Consider the following 16,694-nt stretch of genomic DNA (forward strand, 5'->3'; position numbering starts at 1 on the left):
GACGAGGCGGTCCGGCCCTCGTACAGGCGACGTCACCCGGGAGCAGCCCATGAACCGGCCGGTACGAATCGCGAACTGTTCCGGCTTCTACGGTGACCGGCTCACCGCCCTCGCCGAGGTGGTGCGCGGCGGCCCGGTCGACGTCGTCACGGGCGACTACCTGGCCGAGGTCACCATGCTCGTCCTCGCGAAGAACCGCCTGAAGAAGCCCACCGGCGGGTACGCCACCACGTTCCTTCGCCAGCTGGAGCCCGTGGCCGCCGAGATCGCCGAGCGCGGCATCAAGGTCGTCGTGAACGCGGGCGGCCTCGACCCGGCCGGGCTCGCCCGGGACACCCGCGCGCTGCTGGCCGAGGCCGGAGTGGACCTAACGGTCGCGCACGTCGAGGGCGATGATCTCACCGCCCGTCTGACCGAGTTGGCGGCCGAGGGTCACGACCTCGCCCACCTGGACACGGGGAAGCCGTTCACGAGCTGGGGCCATGAGCCGCTCACCGCCAACGCCTACCTCGGCGGGTTCGGCATCGCCGCGGCGCTCCGGGGCGGTGCCGACATCGTGATCACCGGCCGGGTCGCCGACGCGTCGCTCGTGACAGGGGCCGCCGCCTGGTGGTGGGGCTGGTCGCCGGACGACCACGACGCCCTCGCCGGGGCGGTCGTCGCCGGGCACGTGATCGAGTGCGGGGCCCAGGCCACCGGCGGGAACTTCTCCGGGTTCACCGCCATCCCCGACCTGCGCCACCCCGGTTTCCCGATCGCGGAGGTCGACCGCGACGGCACGAGCGTCATCACCAAGCACGAGCGCACCGGCGGAGCGGTCACGGTCGACACCGTCACGGCCCAGCTGCTGTACGAGATCGGTGCGCCGGGCTACCTCAATCCGGACGTGATCGCCCGGCTCGACACCGTTCGCCTGGCACAGGAGGGACCCGACCGGGTCCGGATCAGCGGCACGGCCGGGCAGGCCCCGCCGCCGACCACCAAGGTCGCGGTGACCGGGCTCGGCGGCTGGCGCAACGGCTGCACGTTCGTGCTGACTGGGCTGGACATCGACGCCAAGGCCGCGCTGGTCGAACGGGCCGTGCACGCGCGCCTCGACGGCGACCCCGGCATCACCGACCTGCGCTTCACCCGCATCGGACTGCCCGCGACGGATCCGGCCGACCAGATGGCCGGCTCCAGCCTCCTCCACGTCGCCGTCGACGGCGACCAGCGCAGCGCCGGACGCGCGTTCTCTGCGCTCTGCGTCGAACTCGCCCTCTCCAGCTACCCCGGGATCTACGGCATGGGCGCGCCGACGGCCGGCTCCGCGTACGGCGTGTACTGGCCGACGCTCGTCCCCCAGCGGATCCTGCGGCACACGGTCATGCACGCCGACGGACGCCAGGAGACCATCCCCGCCCCGGCGACCGTGGAGCCCGTCGAATCCGCCGGGACGGTCGCTCCCGGCGAGTACGAGTCGGGGCCGGTCGTCGAGGGGCCGCTCGGCCGCCTCGTCCATGCCCGGTCCGGCGACAAGGGCGGCAACGCCAACGTCGGGCTGTGGGTCTCCGATCCTGAGGCCTGGCCGTGGCTCGCCGCCACGATGACCGTCGACCGGCTCCAGGACCTGCTGCCCGAGACGCGCGGGCTGACCGTCGAGCGGTACGTCCTGCCGAACCTGCGCGCGGTCAACTTCGTGGTCCAGGGCCTGCTCGACGGCGGCGCGACCGAGGCGCGCCGCTTCGACACCCAGGCCAAGGCGCTCGGCGAATGGCTGCGCGCCCGCCACGTACCCCTGCCGGAGCGGCTCCTGTGACGAACACGGGCACCGAGTCCGAACGGCGCCGACAGACGGTGGCGTCGCTGGAGCTCGGTGTGCTGCTCGCCCTCGTCGGAGGGTTCCTCGACGCGTACTCCTTCATCAGCCTCGGCGGCGTCTTCGCCAACGCGCAGACCGGGAACGTCGTGCTGTTCGGCGTGGAGGCGGCCCGTGGTCACTGGGGCGCCGCCGTACGGCACATCCCGCCGATCCTGGCGTTCATGATCGGGGTGGGGGTGGCGGAGACCCTGCGCCGTCCCCGGATCGCGGCCGTCGTCCGGTGGCCGGCCAGGGCGGCGCTCGTGGTGGAGATCCTCGTCCTGGTGGTCGTCGGATTCCTGTCGCCCGTTGTCCCTCAGGACGTGGTGGTGGTCGTCATCGCGTTCGTGGCGTCGGTCCAGGTGTCGATGTTCCGGACACTGATCAACTGGACGTACAACACGACCATGACGACGGGGAACCTCCGTTCGGCGGCGCAGGCGCTGTACCTGGTGGTGGCCGACCGCGATCCCGAGGCGGCCCGGAAGGCCCGCAGCTTCGGGACGGTCATCCTCAGCTTCCTGGCCGGCGGGTTCGTCGGCGGCCTGCTGACCCTGCACATCGGGGCCCGGTCGATCTGGGTCTGCGCGGCCGTGCTCCTGCTCGCGCTGGGCCTGTTCGTCGTCGACGAGCGCCGTGCGGTCTGGGGACGGCGCCTTACCTCCCGCCGCCCGCTCACCCGCCGACGACGGTAGCCGCGGCGCGCCTACTCGTACGGGTCGCGCGGGGCGGGGACTTCGGTGAGGCTGGTGGCGCGCAGTTCGGGGACGCCGTCGGCGGAACGCTGGAACGTCCCGGTCACCGTGACCCACTGGTCGCGGATGGGGGACCTGCCCGTCGTGCCCGTGACGCGGACGATCGCCGCAACGGCGTCGGCCGCGCAGCAGGCGATCTGGTACCGCGCGATCCGGAAGCCGGTGCGGTCGTTCGCCGGAGTGACGAACCCGGTCAGCCGTACCGGCGTCGTGCCGAAGCTCGCGCCGCCGTGGTCCGCGGTGCGCTCGTCGAACTCCAGCAGCGTCATCGGCGTCGTACGGCCGGCGGGAAGCGGGTCGAAGGTGCGCCCGGAGCTGCTGACGTCGACGGCGGCGCTGCGGCCGACGCCGAAGCTGCCCAGCGCGGGCGGCGTGACGAGCAGCAGCGCCAGGACGGGCCCGAGCAGCAGCCACCCGGCGCGGTCGCCGTGGTCGTGGTCGTGACCGTGCGCGCCGCCGGTTCCGCGTCCGAATCCCAGGGCGCGGGCGACGCCGACGAGCCCGAGGCCGACGAGCAGGATTCCGGCGACGAGCAGCACATCGCCCATGCCGGTCCGGACGTACTTGGCGTACGCGCCGCTCAGCGCGAGCCGTACCATCATCGCCCCGACGAGCAGGACCGTCGTCGCGCGGGCGTCCTCCGTCACAGCAACCACCACCCGACGAGTCCGGCGCAGGTGACCGCGACCACGAACGTCGCGAGCGAGAACCGCCAGGCGAAGCGGGTGCCGAACGTCCCCGCCTGCAGCGCGAACAGCTTGACGTCCACCATCGGCCCGACGACGAGGAACGCCAGGCGCGCGGTGAGGGAGAACTGCTTGAGCCCGGCCGCGACGAAGGCGTCCGCCTCCGAGCAGAGCGCCACCACCACGGCCAGGACGCCGAGGACGAGCAGTGAGAGGGGGCCGGTGCCGGCGACGGAGTCGACGACGCTCCGAGGCACGAGGGTCTGGAGGGTGGCCGCGGTGCCCGCCCCGATGACGAGGAAACCGCCCGCCTGCAGGAAGTCGTGCTGCGCGGTCGCGAGGAACACGCTGAGCCGGGGGCCGTCCTCGCCGTGGCGCGTGCGCCTCGGGGTGATCAGGTCGTCGCGGCCCAGCGCGATCCACAGCAGCCCCATGACGACGGACGCGGCCAGGCTCGCCAGGAACCGCGCGACGACCATCGCGGGTCGGCCGGGGAACGCGACGGCCGTCGAGACCAGCACCACCGGGTTGATGGCCGGCGCCGACAGCAGGAAGGCGAACGCCGCCGCGGGCGTCACGCCGATGGAGACGAGCCGCGCGGCGACCGGGACGGACCCGCACTCGCAGCCGGGCAGCGCCGCACCGGCCACCGCGGCGGCGGGCACCGCGAGCGCGGGGCGCTTGGGCAGCAGCCGGGCGATCAGGCCGGGCGGCACGAACGCGGCGATCGTCGCGCTGACCGCGACGCCGAGTACCAGGAACGGCAGGGCCTGGACAGTGATCGCGACGAAGACGGTCGCCCAGTTCGCGACGGCCGGGTGGCCGAGCAGCCCGGTCAGCACCGGCCGCAGCACCACGGCGGCGACGATCAGCGCGGTGACCAGCGGCAGCCCGGCACCGCGCGCACGGCGGCCGGGCGGGGCCGCGTCCGCGGCGGGAGGGGCCTCCGAGGGGGAGGCGGGGGTCGGCACAGGCCGCAATCTATGCGCCCCCGCGAAACGGTCACAACACGAGGTCACGCCATGAAAACGAATTAACCTGGCGGCTTCCCGGCCGACATCGGATCATGACAAGGTACGGGCGGTATTCAGCGTCCCCCCGCCGATGACGGCGTGGTCTCGGCTCCCCGGAGGAAGCCTTGCTCCCTGCGTTTCTGCGTTCCCGCGCGACCCGTGCGGGACTGATCGCCGTCGCGCTGGGCGCGGTGGCCGCCGCGCCGCTGGCCGTCACCGGCTCGCAGCCGGCCGGCGCGGTCACCATCGCCGGCGCCCGTACGCTCTCCGACAAGGTCACCGTCGACTGGGCGGGCAAGAACCGGCCCCACGGTACGACCGACGTCCACCTGCTCGCCTGGAACGACTTCCACGGCAACCTCGAGCCCGCCGGCCTGACCATGTACGGCAAGTTCGCGGGCGGCGCGGCCTACCTGGCCAAGGCGGTGCGCGACAAGCAGGCGGCGTACGGCGCCCGCGAGGCGACCGTGATGGCCGGTGACAACATCGGCGCCAGCCCTCTGGTCAACGGGCTCTTCAACGAGGAACCGGCCACCATCATGGCCAACCTCATGAACGTCGACTACTCCTCGGTCGGCAACCACGAGTTCGACAAGGGCAAGACCGAGCTGCAGCGCGTCCAGAACGGCGGCTGCGCGCCCACCGGCTGCAAGGGCGCCCCGTACGCCGCGAAGCAGCACCACCGGTGGACGACCAAGAAGACCTACCCGGGCGCCGACTTCCAGTACCTGTCCGCCAACGTGACGGACAAGGCGACCGGCAAGACGCTGTTCCCCGCGTACGGGGTCAAGCGGTTCCCCACCACCGCCGGACGGTCCGTCAAGATCGGCTTCATCGGCGAGGTGCTCCAGGCGACGCCGACGATCGTCACCCCGACCGGCGTCGCCGGCCTCGACTTCACCGACGAGGCGGCGGCCGCGAACCGCGCCGTCAAGAAACTCGCCCGCCAGGGCGTGAAGATCCCGGTGCTGGTGATCCACCAGGGCGGGTTCCAGACGGGGACGCTGACCGCGCCGAACGGCTGCGCCGGAAACCTCGCCGGCAGTGACATCGAGGCGATCGCCAAGAAGCTGGACCCGTCCATCAAGGTGATCGTGTCCGGCCACACGCACGCCGAGTACCGCTGCACGATCACGGTGAACGGCGTCACGCGCCTCATCACCAGCGCCGCCTCGTACGGCCGCATCCTCAGCGACATCAAGCTCACGGTCGACAACCACACCGGCAAGCTGGTCGCCGCCGACGCCGCCAACTCGGTCGTCGAGAACGCCCTCAACACCCCCGGCCCGGGCGTCATCCGCAAGGACGACCCGTCCAAGGCCGACCCGCAGGTCGCCAAGGTCGTCAAGCAGTACGTCGACGCGTCCGCGCCGCTGGCCAACAAGGTCGTCGGCAAGATCCAGGGCGACCTCACCCGCGACGCCACCCCGCAGGGGGAGACCACGCTCGGCAACGTGATCGCCGACGCGCAGCTCGCCGCGACCTCCGACGCGTCCAAGGGCGGCGCGCAGCTCGCCCTGATGAACCCGGGCGGGGTCCGCGCCGACCTGAAGACCGGTGACATCGCGGGCGGTGAGGCGCCCGGCGAGGTCACGTACGGCGAGGCGTTCACGGTGCAGCCGTTCGGCAACAGCCTCGTCACCAAGACGATGACCGGGGACATGCTCCGGCGCGTCCTGGAGCAGCAGTTCGCCGGCTGCGGCGGCCAGACCACCCAGAAGGTCCTGCAGATCTCCAAGACGCTCACCTACCAGTCGAACCCCTCCGCGGCCACCTGCGCCGGCAAGGTCGGTGAGATCAAGGTGAGCGGCGCGACGGTCAGCCCGACCACGAGCTTCCGCGTCACGATGAACAACTTCCTCGCGGCCGGCGGCGACGGGTTCACCGTCTTCAACGAGGGCACGAACCCGCTCGGCGGCGCCCAGGACATCGATGCCTTCACCGCCTACCTCGGAGCCGCCGGCACCACCGGCGTCGCCGTCCCGGCGAGGGACCGCATCACCCCGCTGTCCTGACCGAACTTCGGCGCCCCGGGTGCCGTCCCCTGCCGGGACGGCACCCGGGGCTCTCGTATGTCAGGATCCGAAATCACCGAACGTCGTGTCGGTCTCGCTCGCCCACAGGGAGATCGTGCCGAACGTCTGGGTCCTCCCGGTGTTCAGGTCGGCGACGTACGCGCGGTCGCTCATGATCTCCTTCCGGCGGGGGACGATGGCGGACGCCGTGAGGAGGATCTTCGTCTCACCGGCCCACCCGACGACGTAGGCCAGCCGAGACGTCTCCTCGGGCAGGCGGAAATGCCGCCGCCCGATCTCCTTACCGGTGCGCACGTCCACCAGCACGACGGTGTCCAGCGGGGTCGGGTCGCTCAGGCCCTTCTTCTCGGGGCCGGGGAGGGCCAGCAGGGTGTGCCCGTCCGAGGCGAGCGCGTTCCCCAGCGCTTCGAAGTGCAGCTTCGGGCTGAGGGGTACGCGGCGACGAAGGCTCCCGTCCGGCCCGGCGAGCACGAGGGTCGTCCGCTTGCCGTCGTCTTCGGCGAGCGTGACCGTCGAGGCGTCCTTCCCCAGGCCGATCACCCAGCCGCCGGGCAGTTCGTGGACCTCGCCGGTCGCCGTGTCGGCCAGCAGGGCGTGCACCGGACCAACCGTGTTGAACGAGATGGCGAGCCGCCGTCCGTCACCGGAGAACATCAGCGCGGGTGCGTCCCGCTGGGAGACCCGCCGGCCGACCACGGTGACGCGACCGGACAGGAGGTCCCGTACGACGATGTGTTCGTCGGACGGCCGGTAGTAGGCGATGAGACGTCCATCCGCGCTGATCTCCAGAGGCGCCGAACCGCCGGGCGTGGAAGGCGAGGAGCCGAGCGAGTCGGCCACCAGCCACTGCTCGCCGGACCGGCTGACCACGCGCCACTGGGTGCACCCGCCGGTGCGGGCACCTCGCTGCGTTCCGCACCAGTCGAGATACGCGTACTTGACCGGCTCGATCTGGTGGCCGGGCAGCGGCTTGGGCAGCGCACCGGCGTTGAGCACCCGTTCGCCCGGTGCGACGGCGGGACCGGTGTCGCGCCCGGGGCCGCCGAGCAGCGACGCCGCGGCGACGACGGTGGCCGCGCCGACGGCCACGACCGGGGCGGTCAGGAGCCGAACCCGGCGGCGACGGCGCGCCCGCGTCACCACGCGGCCGGCCAGATCGGTCTGGGGTGCCTCTTCGGCGAGGTCGTGCAGGGCTTCGTGAAGACGGGTCATCGGGCCACCCCCGTGGGTTCGGTCTCGGAGTCGGTGAGCAGGTCGGCCAGCCCGGGCTCGAGGGTCCGCAGCCGGGAGAGCGCGCGATGGGTCTGGCTCTTGACGGTGCCGACCGAGCAGCCCAGCAGCGCGGCCGTCTCCGCCTCGGAACGGTCCTCGTAGAACCGCAGCACGATCACGGCGCGCTGCCTCGGGGCGAGCCGGCCCAGCGCCTGGCGCAGGAGGATCGCCGACACCATGCCGTCGGCGAAGTCCGGACGGCCCTCCGGCTCCGGCGGATCCGCGGTGGGCCGGTCCCGGTGTCGGCCCCTGCGCCGCCACCAGCTGATGTGCTCGTGGTAGAGGATCTTGCGCACGTACGCCTCCGGGTCGCCCGCGGCGGCCACCCGCCCCCACCGCGCTGCGACCTTCACCAGAGCGCTCTGCACCAGATCCTCGGCGAGATCACCGTCGCCGGTCAGCAGGTACGCCGTGCGCATCAGAGCCTGCTGCCGAGCGGCCACGAACTCCGGCAGCCCGTCGAATCGCGTCATTCCGCCTCCTCACCCGATACACACGCCAGGCGACCTCTGGAGGTTGGAACCCCGCGACCGTTTTCTCGGCCGGCCTCACAAGGCGGCGGTCTGACATGCCCAGATAGCCGCAAAGTCACACATAGGGTTGGCGGGGTGAGTCAAAACCACACGCCCGATGTCCATTTGCCCATGCTCACCGTGCCCCAGGCCGAACGCCTGCGTGGTCTGGCGTACGACTACTTCGCCCGGCGGGGTGGGCGTCCGGCGGTCGAGGGAGGAGCCATCGCGCATGACGGGCGGCTCAGTCCGCTGACGACGCTGGCGCAGCGGTGTCGCACCATTCCGGAGGAGCACTGGCCTGAGCTGGTCGCCGAGCACTTCACCCGGCTGGAGGGTGCGTCCCAGGGCGGGGAGGGGCGGGAGGAACTGCTGCGGCAGTCGTACCTGCGGCTGGTCTCGGGTGACGCCTTCGACGGAGACGCCGCCGACCACTTCCGCTACGCCCGGCCGGTGGCCGAGGACCTGCTCGTGGCCTTGGCCCTGAACGCGCCCACCTCCGTACGGATCCTGAGCGATGCCGACGTGACCCGCGCCGGTCTCGACGAGCTGTGGGCGGCGGGCCGGGCGAACCTGCTGGGCGAACCGGTGAAGCACATGGAGACGCGCGGGCCGTCGGGCGCGCTGCTGCACTCGGTCAGCGGCGACTCTCATTTCGTCGCGAGCAAGGCGCTCGTACTGCCCGAACTGGCCCAGGCCGTCACCGGCCGGGAACTGCCGGAGGCCGGCGCGCTCGTCGCCGTTCCGACCAGGCACCTGCTGGCCTTCCATCCGATCGTCGACGGCACCGTGGTGGACGCGGTCAACGACCTGAGCGGCTACGCCCTGGGCGCCTACCAGGACGGGCCCGGTTCTCTCACCCCGCGGCTGTACTGGTGGCACCAGGGACGCCTGGTCTGCCTCACGGTCTTCGACCACGAGAGCCGCTCCCTGTCCGTACAACCGCCGCAGGAACTGCTGGAGATGATGAAGCGGCTGCGCGGGGAACAGGGGACCTCGACCGGAAGTCCGACGGCCACCGCCCCGGACCTGGCGCGTACGGTGGACGAGTTCATCGGGCGGCTGGAGCAGGATCCGGCCAGTCTTGGTGACGCCTTCGCCGCGGCCTTGGCCCTTGCCCACGCTCGCTGCGCGGCCGACCCCGACGCCGCGATGCTGGAGAGCTGGGAGGCCTGGGTCAAGGCCATGCAGATCGGCTCCGCGATTTTCGCCACCACCCTTGCGCGGGAGGGCACCGTGCAGTGCCGGGTCGGCGACCGCGTGCTGACCCTGCCCGCCACCGGCCCCGCACCGTACGCCGACGCCCGCGCCTGGCTCGATGCCTGCTGGCTCGCCCTCGTCTGCCGCGAGCGCGACCGGCTGACGATGCTGAGCCAGGTCCCGCTGGACGACCTGCGCCGCGCCAGTGCCCTGGACGACTACGTCTTCCACTGGATCGACACCCTGCAGAGCCACTGGCTGCGCCGGCCCATGGACGACATCGTGCCCAAGCTGATCGCCACCATGGAGACGTCCCACCCGCACGCGGCGACCCGCACCCCGAGGGACTTCCTCGACCTGGTCGACTACCAGCCCGTCGCCCTCTTCCATCGGCTCATCACCGACGACAAGGCCGCCTTCGCCACTGCCCTGGCCGAGTCCCTCGTGCACCACGAGCGCTACTGGAACGGTCAACGGAGCAACGATCCGCGCAGCCGCGTGGCCCTGGGCCCGCTCGCGATGGCGTGTCTCGCCCACGACTGGGAATTCCCCGTCGACACCGCGTCGCCGTACCTGCCGAAGTACCTGGTCGACCGGGGATGGTGCGGAGAGTTTCCGACCTGAGCTCAGACGGACTGGTCGATGAGGTGGGCGTCCCAGACGGCCGCTGCCTGCTCGTGGGAGTCGACTCCGGCGAAGAAGGACTCGGCCAACCCGGATTGGTCCGACTCGTAGCGGCCGGGGACCTCGAGGAACTTGGGGCGGTAGACGGCGAAGCCCTGCGGTTGCGGCCGATAGGGGATGGCCATGGGATCAGGGCCTCTCCGCAGATCCTCGGCGAGGTCACCGTCGCCGGTCAGCAGGTACGCCGTGCGCATCAGTGCCTGCTGCCGAGCCGCCACGAACTCGGGCAACCCGTCGAATCGCGTCATTCCGCCTCCTCGTCACCCGTACACACGCCAGGCGGCGTCCGGAGGTTGGAACCCCACGGCACTTTTCTGAAGCGTTACCGCAGGTCACCCTGATTCTGATGCAGTGAAGCCGGCACTGCGAAGAGCGTCGGTGAGCAGGCTGGGGGTGTCATCTCCGCCCGATCATTTCTTGATCGAAAATGCGGCGCAATACACAACACAAAGTGTCTCTTGTGATCAAACGGTAGCGATGCAATCATGTTTCGCGCGGGGTGCTACCAAGGGGGTGGTCGCGGGCCATGGAACCGCTCCCTTTGGTCCGTCTCACCGAATTAGCGCATCGGACGGCGGGAAATCCTGACATCGCCATCGGAATGATCGACGGACCGGTCATGGCCGAGCACCCGGGCCTGCAGGGTGCGCGGATCAAAGAGACGCCCGGCGGTCACACAGTTAATTGTGTTCATCCCGGGCACCCGGCGTGCGTGCACGGCACGTTCATCGCCGGAATTCTGGTGGCGCGGCGGGGCACGGGAGCGCCGGCAATCTGCCCGAACTGTACTTTGTGCGTCCACGCCGTCTTCGCCGACCGCCCGGTGAACGGGCGGACACCGACCGCCACACCAGAGCATCTGACCGCTGGCATCCTGGCCTGTACAGCGGCCGGGGTTCGGGTCATCAATGTAAGCGCTGCCCTCTACGAGCCCCGGCCCGACCACGAACGGCGGCTGATCGACGCGCTCGACTACGCCGCACGGCGAGGCGTGCTCGTTGTCGTTGCCGCCGGGAACGACCGGGCCATTGGGAGCACGGCGCTGACCGGACACCCCTGGGTCATTCCCGTGACCGCGTACGACCGGGCGGGCCGGCCAATGGGGCAGTCGAACCTCGGTCACTCAATTGGCCACCGTGGGCTCGGCGGTCCCGGCGACCGCGTGATCAGCCTCGGGCCGGACGGTGGGCTGCTGGCGCAGAGCGGGACGAGCGCGGCGGCCCCGTTCGTCACTGGGGCGATCGCACTGCTCTGGTCGTTGTTCCCGGACGCCCCGGCCACCGAGGTCAGACTCGCCGTGACCGCCTCGAGCCGCCGCAGGACACTCGTACCGCCGCTGTTGGACGCGGCGGCGGCGTTCCAGATGATGAGCCGCAGGAGAAGGCATGTCCGACGAGAAAGAGCACCACGGCCGCAAGCCCTTCCGGGTCCGCATGCCTGGATTCGTCCGCGATGAAGACATCGGGCTCGGCCAGGCGATCAAGTACGTGACCACACGCACCGGAATCCGGCCGTGCGGGGGTTGTGAACGGCGAGCTGCCGCTCTCGACCGCTGGGTTGTGTTCTCGTCCCGAAGCGGCAAGTGAACCAGGTACGCGCACGGGCACCGAAGGAGCAGAACCGGATGGCAGACGACGTACACGCACAGCCAGTTCCCGAAAAGGCACCCTGCCCAACAGCACCGGCGCAAACCCTTGCGCCGTCCGCGATGGAGGCGATGCCCCGTCCGGCGTCGGCGGAATCGCCTCGTCGGCCTGACCTGATGGAACCGGCGGCCGGACTCGCCATGTCGGGCGGCCCCTGCCCGTCGTGCGCCAGCTCCGGGACCGCGGAGCCAGCGGACGATCACGCCGGTCCGGTCGTCGGCCTGGTGCCTCCACACGTATACGCGATTGGCCGGATCGAGGCCCGCTTCCCGCGTCTCTCGGTCGAGAAGGAGTTCGCCCAGGTGGTGGGCCGCTCCGACAGCGCCGGACAGACGGATGCGCAGCTCCTGCAGTCAGTGCTGTCCGAGCACCGCTATCTCGCCCGCATGATGTGCTGGGTGCTGCTTGTCCGCGAGATCGAGACCTACATTTTGCTCCCCGGCGACCCCGTGGACCTGCGACTGCTCGTGGATGCGATCCGGCCGGATCCAGGCCCACTCGACCTCGACGTGGTGATCGGTCGGAGGGGCCCGGTGGCTCCCCCGGACATGTGCAACGGCCTCACGGTGCCGCTGGTGGCAGTCGACCAGATCTATTCATTCGACCGAGAATCGTTCCGCAGGTCGATCCCCAAGCCCGACGCCATGTCGGACGAACAGTTCGCGGCGGTCTCGGCGCAGGTGCTGGATCTGATCCTGCAGGTCGCAGACAACGCCGGGACCACCGATGATCATCGGGCTCTCAATTACCTCGCCATGCGCTATCCCGAGATCTACGTGCGGACCGCGCGGGCTTTCGCCGAGGACTTCTCCCTCAGCGGCGTCGATGTACGCCGTTCCCCGCTCGGTGGCGCCCGCACCGTCGTGGATTGCATCTTCACCTACACCAGCCGCCGCGCGGGCTTCACCGAAAAGGCCGCCGTCTCGGTGGACGTGACCGACGAGCTTCCCTTCTTGGTGAACCGGCTGTCCACTTACTACGACCGTTTCAGCACCCAGTGAGGAGATAAGCCGATGGCCCTCCCAGGATTCACCGCCGACATCTCCGTTTATCGCAGCCGCCGCCAGTACCGCACCGTCGGCGGGACGTCGGCTTCCACCCGCCACGGCAGCGTGATGCCGCAACAGGACAACATCGAGGCCCCCGGCACGTGCTGCGGGAAGCACTGCCCAGGTCTGTGCATCTGCCAGCACGGAGTGCCTGCGTGCACAGGCGTCATCGAGCCGGAGAACCCGCTTCCCACGCTGCTGCGAGCCACCGACAGCGTGGCGACCGCGCTCGACTCCTGCCATGCGGACCAGCCTGTGGACGGGGGATACGCATTCGTCGTCTGTCCCTGCGGCTGCTGGGCGACCACCCACGACGCTGGCTGCTTCCACTGCAAAGCGGCCGTGGAGGAGCCCGCCACCGTCCTGAAGGGATGATCTATCGCCCCGCCTCAGCGACACCACGCCCGGCAAGCGGCCGGCGCGTGCCGAATGCTCGGCGAGCCTCGTCACCAGGGCAGTGGCTTGCGGTCATAGAACAGCCCGCCGGTCGGCCCGTCTTCGGGAAGAGTCGCGAGCCAGATCGGGGTGTCGGCGCCTTGTTCAGACGTCCGGTCGGTTTCCCCGTAGGCCATTCGCGTGTTCATGCGGCCCGGCGAAGCGGCATTGACGAGGATGCCGGTGCCGTCGAGTTCGGTGGCGAGCACGCGGGTGAGCGCGTTGAGACCGGCTTTGGAGACGCGGTACGAGACGTTCTTGTCGCCCATCGTGGTGAGAGAGCCGAGATGGCTTGTGATGTTCACGATCCGGCCGTAACCGCCTTTGCGCATCTCGGGGATGGCGACGGCGCAGCAGCGCCATGCACCGAGCAGGTTGGCGTCCAGGGTGGCTCGTACTTTCTCGAAGTCGGGAGCAGCGGCGGGCTGGCCCCGGTCAATGGCGATGCCGGCGTTGTTGACGAGCACGTCCAGGCAGCCCACCTGCTTGGCGACGTCGGCGAAACACCGCGCGACACTTGCGGGATCGGTGACGTCCAACTGGTGCCCACTGGCAGCGAGTCCATCGGCGGTGAGGTCGTCGGCGACCGCCTGGGCCGCTCTTTCGTCGCGAGCCGTAATGACGACGAGGAGGCCGCGTTCGGCGAGCCCGCGCGCGATCGCCAGACCGAGGCCGCGGTTGGCGCCGGTGACCACTGCGACGCGCCGGGGTGAGTAGACGGTCATTTCACGAGGAGAACGAGTTGTTCGTCGATGTCGTGACTGTCTCTTCGCGGGAGGGGCATGCCGGTACGGGCCGCGAAGACGCGGTCGGCATTTCGCTGGGACGGAGCCTGTTGGATGAGCGGAATCGCCGTGGTCAAAAGCTCTTTGGCGTGGTCGACGGCACCGAGACCAGCTTGGGCCTCGCTTCGCTTGATCAGATAGGTGGCCCGGTCACGGACTTTCGAGGGTGCTAGCTGATCGAGCGCTCGCGTGAAGTGCCGGTCAGCCGTACGGTGATCCCCTAGGTCGAGGTAGCAGATTCCGGCCTGGGCATGGAATTCGGCCTCGTCGAAGTAGGCGACCCACGGAGGATCGTCGTCGCGAGATCCCCGGCCGATCTCCGTGTCGGCTCGCGCGATCAGCCGTTCACAGGTGACCGCGTCATCGAGTGCGGCGTGAGCGCGTGCTTCCCGGAGCGCGAGCATCGACCGGACGCGGGGGGTGGTCTTGCCCGCCCCTTCGTTCGCGTTGCGCGCGAGGGCAAGGGCCTCACGGACACGACCGAAATCGTGGCATTGAAGACTCATCGACTTCAGGATGTTCGCCCCTAGCGCGCGCTGGCCAGCGGCATGAGACGCATGTACGGCGGCAACCCAGTAGCGCTGAGCGGCGGTGTGCAGCCCCGCGTCAAAGCAAGCGAAGCCGACCATGCGGCCTAGCTCGGCGGCGAGGCCGTGGAGGCGCTGGGACAGAGACGCCGTATAAGAGGAGTTTTCGAGCACCTCAGCGACCATGCCGAGCTCAGCGTCGATCAATCGCCGGGATCGCCGTCCGCCGTAGGTGGCCTCCAGCAGCCGTAGCCGCGGGAGTCCTTCTTCGACCCGATCGACGAAGTCCTCGGTGATTCGACCGCCGCGCAGCACCGAAGCGAGTTCCGCTGGCTCGATATCGAGCCAGCGTTGGGCGAATGCGATCAACGACGTGCCGGTGAGTTTCATGAAGCCGCGACGGTCCGTCACGGTGCATTCCATCGCGTCGCAGATAGCTTTCGAACTGCCTGCCTGATTCCAGGTGAAGTCCGTGCGTATCGGGTCACCGTCGGGTAGCCACTGAGGCCACGGGTAACGATCAATGCACTCCTCCGGGATGCCCAACTCAACAGCGAGCGCCCGCTGGCTGACACGGTCGGGTACGACGCCCCAATGTTCCCAACGCCATGCCTTCTCCCGTCGTCGCGCCATGTTGCCGGCACGCCTTGCTATGACGTCCACGACGTCTTGATACGTCCAGCCCATCTGGGCGCGTACGTAGCTCAAGGGATGGACGAAGACGTCCGGAGACTCTACGCGAACTCGCCTGGGCATTGGGGCCTCCTCGCAGGTCCGACTGTATCCCTTATCCGTCGTGCTTTCGGGTGAGCTGGTCGTGATCGGCGACGGAGACAACGGGGAGACTACGGGTCAGCGCCGGGCGGCGGGGAGTGCGAGAGCGATGCAGCGTAAGTTTCCTCAAGGCATCGCCTCAATGAAAGCAGACATAAGTCTATAAATAGAAAAGGATAGATGATGAGGCGAATCTGAGACAACACCTGGACTACATCTCGGCGCTGTTCCTGGGTGCTCTCGACAGCTTTTTTAGAAATCGAGGAGGCGGCCGGCGCGGACGAGCGATTCTCCGGATCCTGTGAAAGGGCGAGGTGTCCTCCTTGATGCGATGTCTCGCGATCGCGAGCACAGCGCTCTGTCGCAAAAGAACCAGAGGATCGGAGATCCGTGATGGGCGAAGAGACATCCGCCGGAGCGATCGTCCGGCATCTGCACGAGCTGAAGATTGCGCTCGAGCTTGCCGGTTACATCGCGACCGTCAACCGGCCACCGGGCATGCCGCCGTATCTGACGGCCGTCAATCCGGAGGTGTCGCGCCTTTCGGAGACGATCCGCTGCGGGCGCCGTCACCCGGACGACGAGCAGCTGTGGGTGCGCGGGAGGCGCACCGAGGCGGCGACCACTGCGATCGAGCTCTACGACCGGCTTAAGGCAGAGCATGACCCGCGCCGTGTCCTACTCCCGAAGGCTGAGCGGGAGCGTTCCGCGTGATGGCCTGTTCCGCGACGTGCGGAATAGGCCATCATGTGGAACAGGCAGGCCGCCCGGCAGGTCAGTCCTTCGGCTGCTGCCCGAGTCGGTCGACCCGACCCATCCGCTCGAAGGCCTGCGTCAGCAGGGCGACCGGGCGCTGGTCCCGGACCTCGATCTGCAGCAGGTCGGCGGTCTTCGGATCGATGATCATCCCGTACTCGACGTTGCCGCGGGTGGACTCGTCGCCGGGGCGGTCACGGTCAGGGCGACTCCGCGGCGGCCGTCTCAGACGGACTGGTCGATGAGGTGGGCGTCCCAGACGGCCGCTGCCTGCTCGTGGGAGTCGACTCCGGCGAAGAAGGACTCGGCCAACCCGGATTGGTCCGACTCGTAGCGGCCGGGGACCTCGAGGAACTTGGGGCGGTAGACGGCGAAGCCCTGCGGTTGCGGCCGATAGGGGATGGCCATCCTCATCGACTGCCGGGTCGGGAGGTATTCGACGACGTCGATGATCAATGCGTCGATCCGCCGCGCGTCGGAGCGCAGGTATCCGTCGGCGACGAGCACCGCGCCCACCCAGTCCTCACGGCCCGTTCGCAACGCCTCCTGGCCGGCCTTCGCGGCGTCGGCGATGTCATCGAACACGAGGCGATCCATGGCGCGATCGCCGTTCGTGTCCTGGTAGCCGAACAAGGGGATCAGCGCCTCTCCGTCGGAGACGCTCCAGATGCCGTGAGCGGCGAGGAATCCGGCCATGCGGGCGGTCTTCTGCATGGTCCGTCAC

General features: G+C 69.6%; 17 protein-coding genes. 8 read left to right on the plus strand and 9 right to left on the minus strand.

The features are described from left to right. Positions 1 to 49: 49 nt before the first annotated feature. Together ABEA24_RS27455 and ABEA24_RS27460 are read left to right on the plus strand one after the other, a co-directional pair. Positions 50 to 1,798, plus strand: coding sequence for an acyclic terpene utilization AtuA family protein (locus ABEA24_RS27455; protein ID WP_345434015.1), 1,749 nt, complete (start codon positions 50 to 52; stop codon positions 1,796 to 1,798). After that, the gene (locus tag ABEA24_RS27460; protein WP_345434016.1) at positions 1,795 to 2,535 is read left to right on the plus strand and encodes a YoaK family protein; all 741 of its coding nucleotides are present in this window, start codon (positions 1,795 to 1,797) and stop codon (positions 2,533 to 2,535) included. Before ABEA24_RS27455 ends, ABEA24_RS27460 begins: the two co-directional genes overlap by 4 nt. An 11-nt stretch (positions 2,536 to 2,546) precedes the next feature. On the opposite strand, the gene ABEA24_RS27465 is transcribed toward ABEA24_RS27460, so the two are convergent. Next, positions 2,547 to 3,242: a TIGR03943 family putative permease subunit gene (locus ABEA24_RS27465; protein ID WP_345434017.1), complete on the minus strand. Its 696-nt coding sequence runs from the start codon at positions 3,240 to 3,242 to the stop codon at positions 2,547 to 2,549. Further along, positions 3,239 to 4,252, minus strand: a complete 1,014-nt coding sequence (locus ABEA24_RS27470; protein WP_345434018.1) for a permease — start codon at positions 4,250 to 4,252, stop codon at positions 3,239 to 3,241. The genes ABEA24_RS27465 and ABEA24_RS27470 overlap by 4 nt, the downstream gene beginning before the upstream one ends. 167 nt (positions 4,253 to 4,419) lie before the next feature. Between ABEA24_RS27470 and ABEA24_RS27475 the strand changes: the two genes are divergently transcribed. Then, positions 4,420 to 6,309, plus strand: coding sequence for a bifunctional metallophosphatase/5'-nucleotidase (locus ABEA24_RS27475; RefSeq protein WP_345434019.1), 1,890 nt, complete (start codon positions 4,420 to 4,422; stop codon positions 6,307 to 6,309). Positions 6,310 to 6,369: 60 nt separating this feature from the next. On the opposite strand, the gene ABEA24_RS27480 is transcribed toward ABEA24_RS27475, so the two are convergent. Further along, positions 6,370 to 7,542, minus strand: a complete 1,173-nt coding sequence (locus ABEA24_RS27480) for a hypothetical protein (protein WP_345434020.1) — start codon at positions 7,540 to 7,542, stop codon at positions 6,370 to 6,372. After that, a complete protein-coding gene (locus tag ABEA24_RS27485; RefSeq protein ID WP_345434021.1) occupies positions 7,539 to 8,075 on the minus strand; it encodes a SigE family RNA polymerase sigma factor in 537 nt (178 codons plus the stop codon). Before ABEA24_RS27485 ends, ABEA24_RS27480 begins: the two co-directional genes overlap by 4 nt. Positions 8,076 to 8,246: 171 nt before the next feature. Here ABEA24_RS27485 and ABEA24_RS27490 point away from each other — a divergent pair, with 171 nt between their 5' ends. After that, positions 8,247 to 9,938, plus strand: coding sequence for an immunity 49 family protein (locus ABEA24_RS27490; RefSeq protein ID WP_345434022.1), 1,692 nt, complete (start codon positions 8,247 to 8,249; stop codon positions 9,936 to 9,938). A 2-nt stretch (positions 9,939 to 9,940) separates the two neighbouring features. Here the strand turns inward: ABEA24_RS27490 and ABEA24_RS27495 are convergent, their stop codons facing one another. Continuing rightward, positions 9,941 to 10,246, minus strand: coding sequence for a hypothetical protein (locus ABEA24_RS27495; RefSeq protein ID WP_345434023.1), 306 nt, complete (start codon positions 10,244 to 10,246; stop codon positions 9,941 to 9,943). Between the two features lie 278 nt (positions 10,247 to 10,524). On the opposite strand from ABEA24_RS27495, the gene ABEA24_RS27500 reads away from it, so the two are divergent. From ABEA24_RS27500 to ABEA24_RS27510, 3 genes are all read left to right on the plus strand, one after another. After that, a complete protein-coding gene (locus tag ABEA24_RS27500; protein ID WP_345434024.1) occupies positions 10,525 to 11,454 on the plus strand; it encodes a S8 family serine peptidase in 930 nt (309 codons plus the stop codon). 168 nt (positions 11,455 to 11,622) lie between these two features. Then, complete coding sequence (locus ABEA24_RS27505; protein ID WP_345434025.1) at positions 11,623 to 12,645, plus strand: cyanobactin maturation protease PatG family protein; 1,023 nt, start codon at positions 11,623 to 11,625, stop codon at positions 12,643 to 12,645. A gap of 12 nt (positions 12,646 to 12,657) precedes the next feature. Beyond that, complete coding sequence (locus tag ABEA24_RS27510) at positions 12,658 to 13,068, plus strand: hypothetical protein (protein WP_345434026.1); 411 nt, start codon at positions 12,658 to 12,660, stop codon at positions 13,066 to 13,068. A gap of 71 nt (positions 13,069 to 13,139) precedes the next feature. On the opposite strand, the gene ABEA24_RS27515 is transcribed toward ABEA24_RS27510, so the two are convergent. Both ABEA24_RS27515 and ABEA24_RS27520 read right to left on the minus strand, forming a co-directional pair. After that, positions 13,140 to 13,823, minus strand: a complete 684-nt coding sequence (locus ABEA24_RS27515; RefSeq protein ID WP_345434027.1) for an SDR family oxidoreductase — start codon at positions 13,821 to 13,823, stop codon at positions 13,140 to 13,142. A gap of 26 nt (positions 13,824 to 13,849) precedes the next feature. Continuing rightward, a complete protein-coding gene (locus ABEA24_RS27520; protein WP_486303926.1) occupies positions 13,850 to 15,196 on the minus strand; it encodes an NsdA family TPR-like regulatory protein in 1,347 nt (448 codons plus the stop codon). Between the two features lie 408 nt (positions 15,197 to 15,604). On the opposite strand from ABEA24_RS27520, the gene ABEA24_RS27525 reads away from it, so the two are divergent. Next, positions 15,605 to 15,928 (plus strand): hypothetical protein, encoded by a 324-nt coding sequence (locus tag ABEA24_RS27525; protein ID WP_345434029.1) that lies wholly within the window; start codon positions 15,605 to 15,607, stop codon positions 15,926 to 15,928. Between the two features lie 61 nt (positions 15,929 to 15,989). On the opposite strand, the gene ABEA24_RS27530 is transcribed toward ABEA24_RS27525, so the two are convergent. Next, positions 15,990 to 16,121 carry a hypothetical protein gene (locus ABEA24_RS27530; protein ID WP_345434030.1) on the minus strand — a complete coding sequence of 44 codons (132 nt, stop codon included), beginning with the start codon at positions 16,119 to 16,121 and terminating at the stop codon, positions 15,990 to 15,992. Between the two features lie 74 nt (positions 16,122 to 16,195). After that, positions 16,196 to 16,684 (minus strand): hypothetical protein, encoded by a 489-nt coding sequence (locus ABEA24_RS27535; RefSeq protein ID WP_345434031.1) that lies wholly within the window; start codon positions 16,682 to 16,684, stop codon positions 16,196 to 16,198. Positions 16,685 to 16,694: the final 10 nt, after the last annotated feature.

The organism is Actinoallomurus vinaceus, from assembly GCF_039542055.1.
Classification (GTDB): domain Bacteria; phylum Actinomycetota; class Actinomycetes; order Streptosporangiales; family Streptosporangiaceae; genus Actinoallomurus; species Actinoallomurus vinaceus.

What these genes read in the sequence shown, in the direction of transcription:
- ABEA24_RS27455 (WP_345434015.1), top strand. Translation starts at nt 50, where the DNA reads ATGAACCGGCCGGTACGAATCGCGAACTGTTCCGGCTTCTACGGTGAC.
- ABEA24_RS27480 (WP_345434020.1), bottom strand. Translation starts at nt 7,542, where the DNA reads ATGACCCGTCTTCACGAAGCCCTGCACGACCTCGCCGAAGAGGCACCC.
- ABEA24_RS27485 (WP_345434021.1), bottom strand. Translation starts at nt 8,075, where the DNA reads ATGACGCGATTCGACGGGCTGCCGGAGTTCGTGGCCGCTCGGCAGCAG.
- ABEA24_RS27490 (WP_345434022.1), top strand. Translation starts at nt 8,247, where the DNA reads ATGCTCACCGTGCCCCAGGCCGAACGCCTGCGTGGTCTGGCGTACGAC.
- ABEA24_RS27495 (WP_345434023.1), bottom strand. Translation starts at nt 10,246, where the DNA reads ATGACGCGATTCGACGGGTTGCCCGAGTTCGTGGCGGCTCGGCAGCAG.
- ABEA24_RS27500 (WP_345434024.1), top strand. Translation starts at nt 10,525, where the DNA reads ATGGAACCGCTCCCTTTGGTCCGTCTCACCGAATTAGCGCATCGGACG.
- ABEA24_RS27505 (WP_345434025.1), top strand. Translation starts at nt 11,623, where the DNA reads ATGGCAGACGACGTACACGCACAGCCAGTTCCCGAAAAGGCACCCTGC.
- ABEA24_RS27510 (WP_345434026.1), top strand. Translation starts at nt 12,658, where the DNA reads ATGGCCCTCCCAGGATTCACCGCCGACATCTCCGTTTATCGCAGCCGC.
- ABEA24_RS27520 (WP_486303926.1), bottom strand. Translation starts at nt 15,196, where the DNA reads ATGCCCAGGCGAGTTCGCGTAGAGTCTCCGGACGTCTTCGTCCATCCC.
- ABEA24_RS27530 (WP_345434030.1), bottom strand. Translation starts at nt 16,121, where the DNA reads ATGATCATCGATCCGAAGACCGCCGACCTGCTGCAGATCGAGGTCCGG.
- ABEA24_RS27535 (WP_345434031.1), bottom strand. Translation starts at nt 16,684, where the DNA reads ATGCAGAAGACCGCCCGCATGGCCGGATTCCTCGCCGCTCACGGCATC.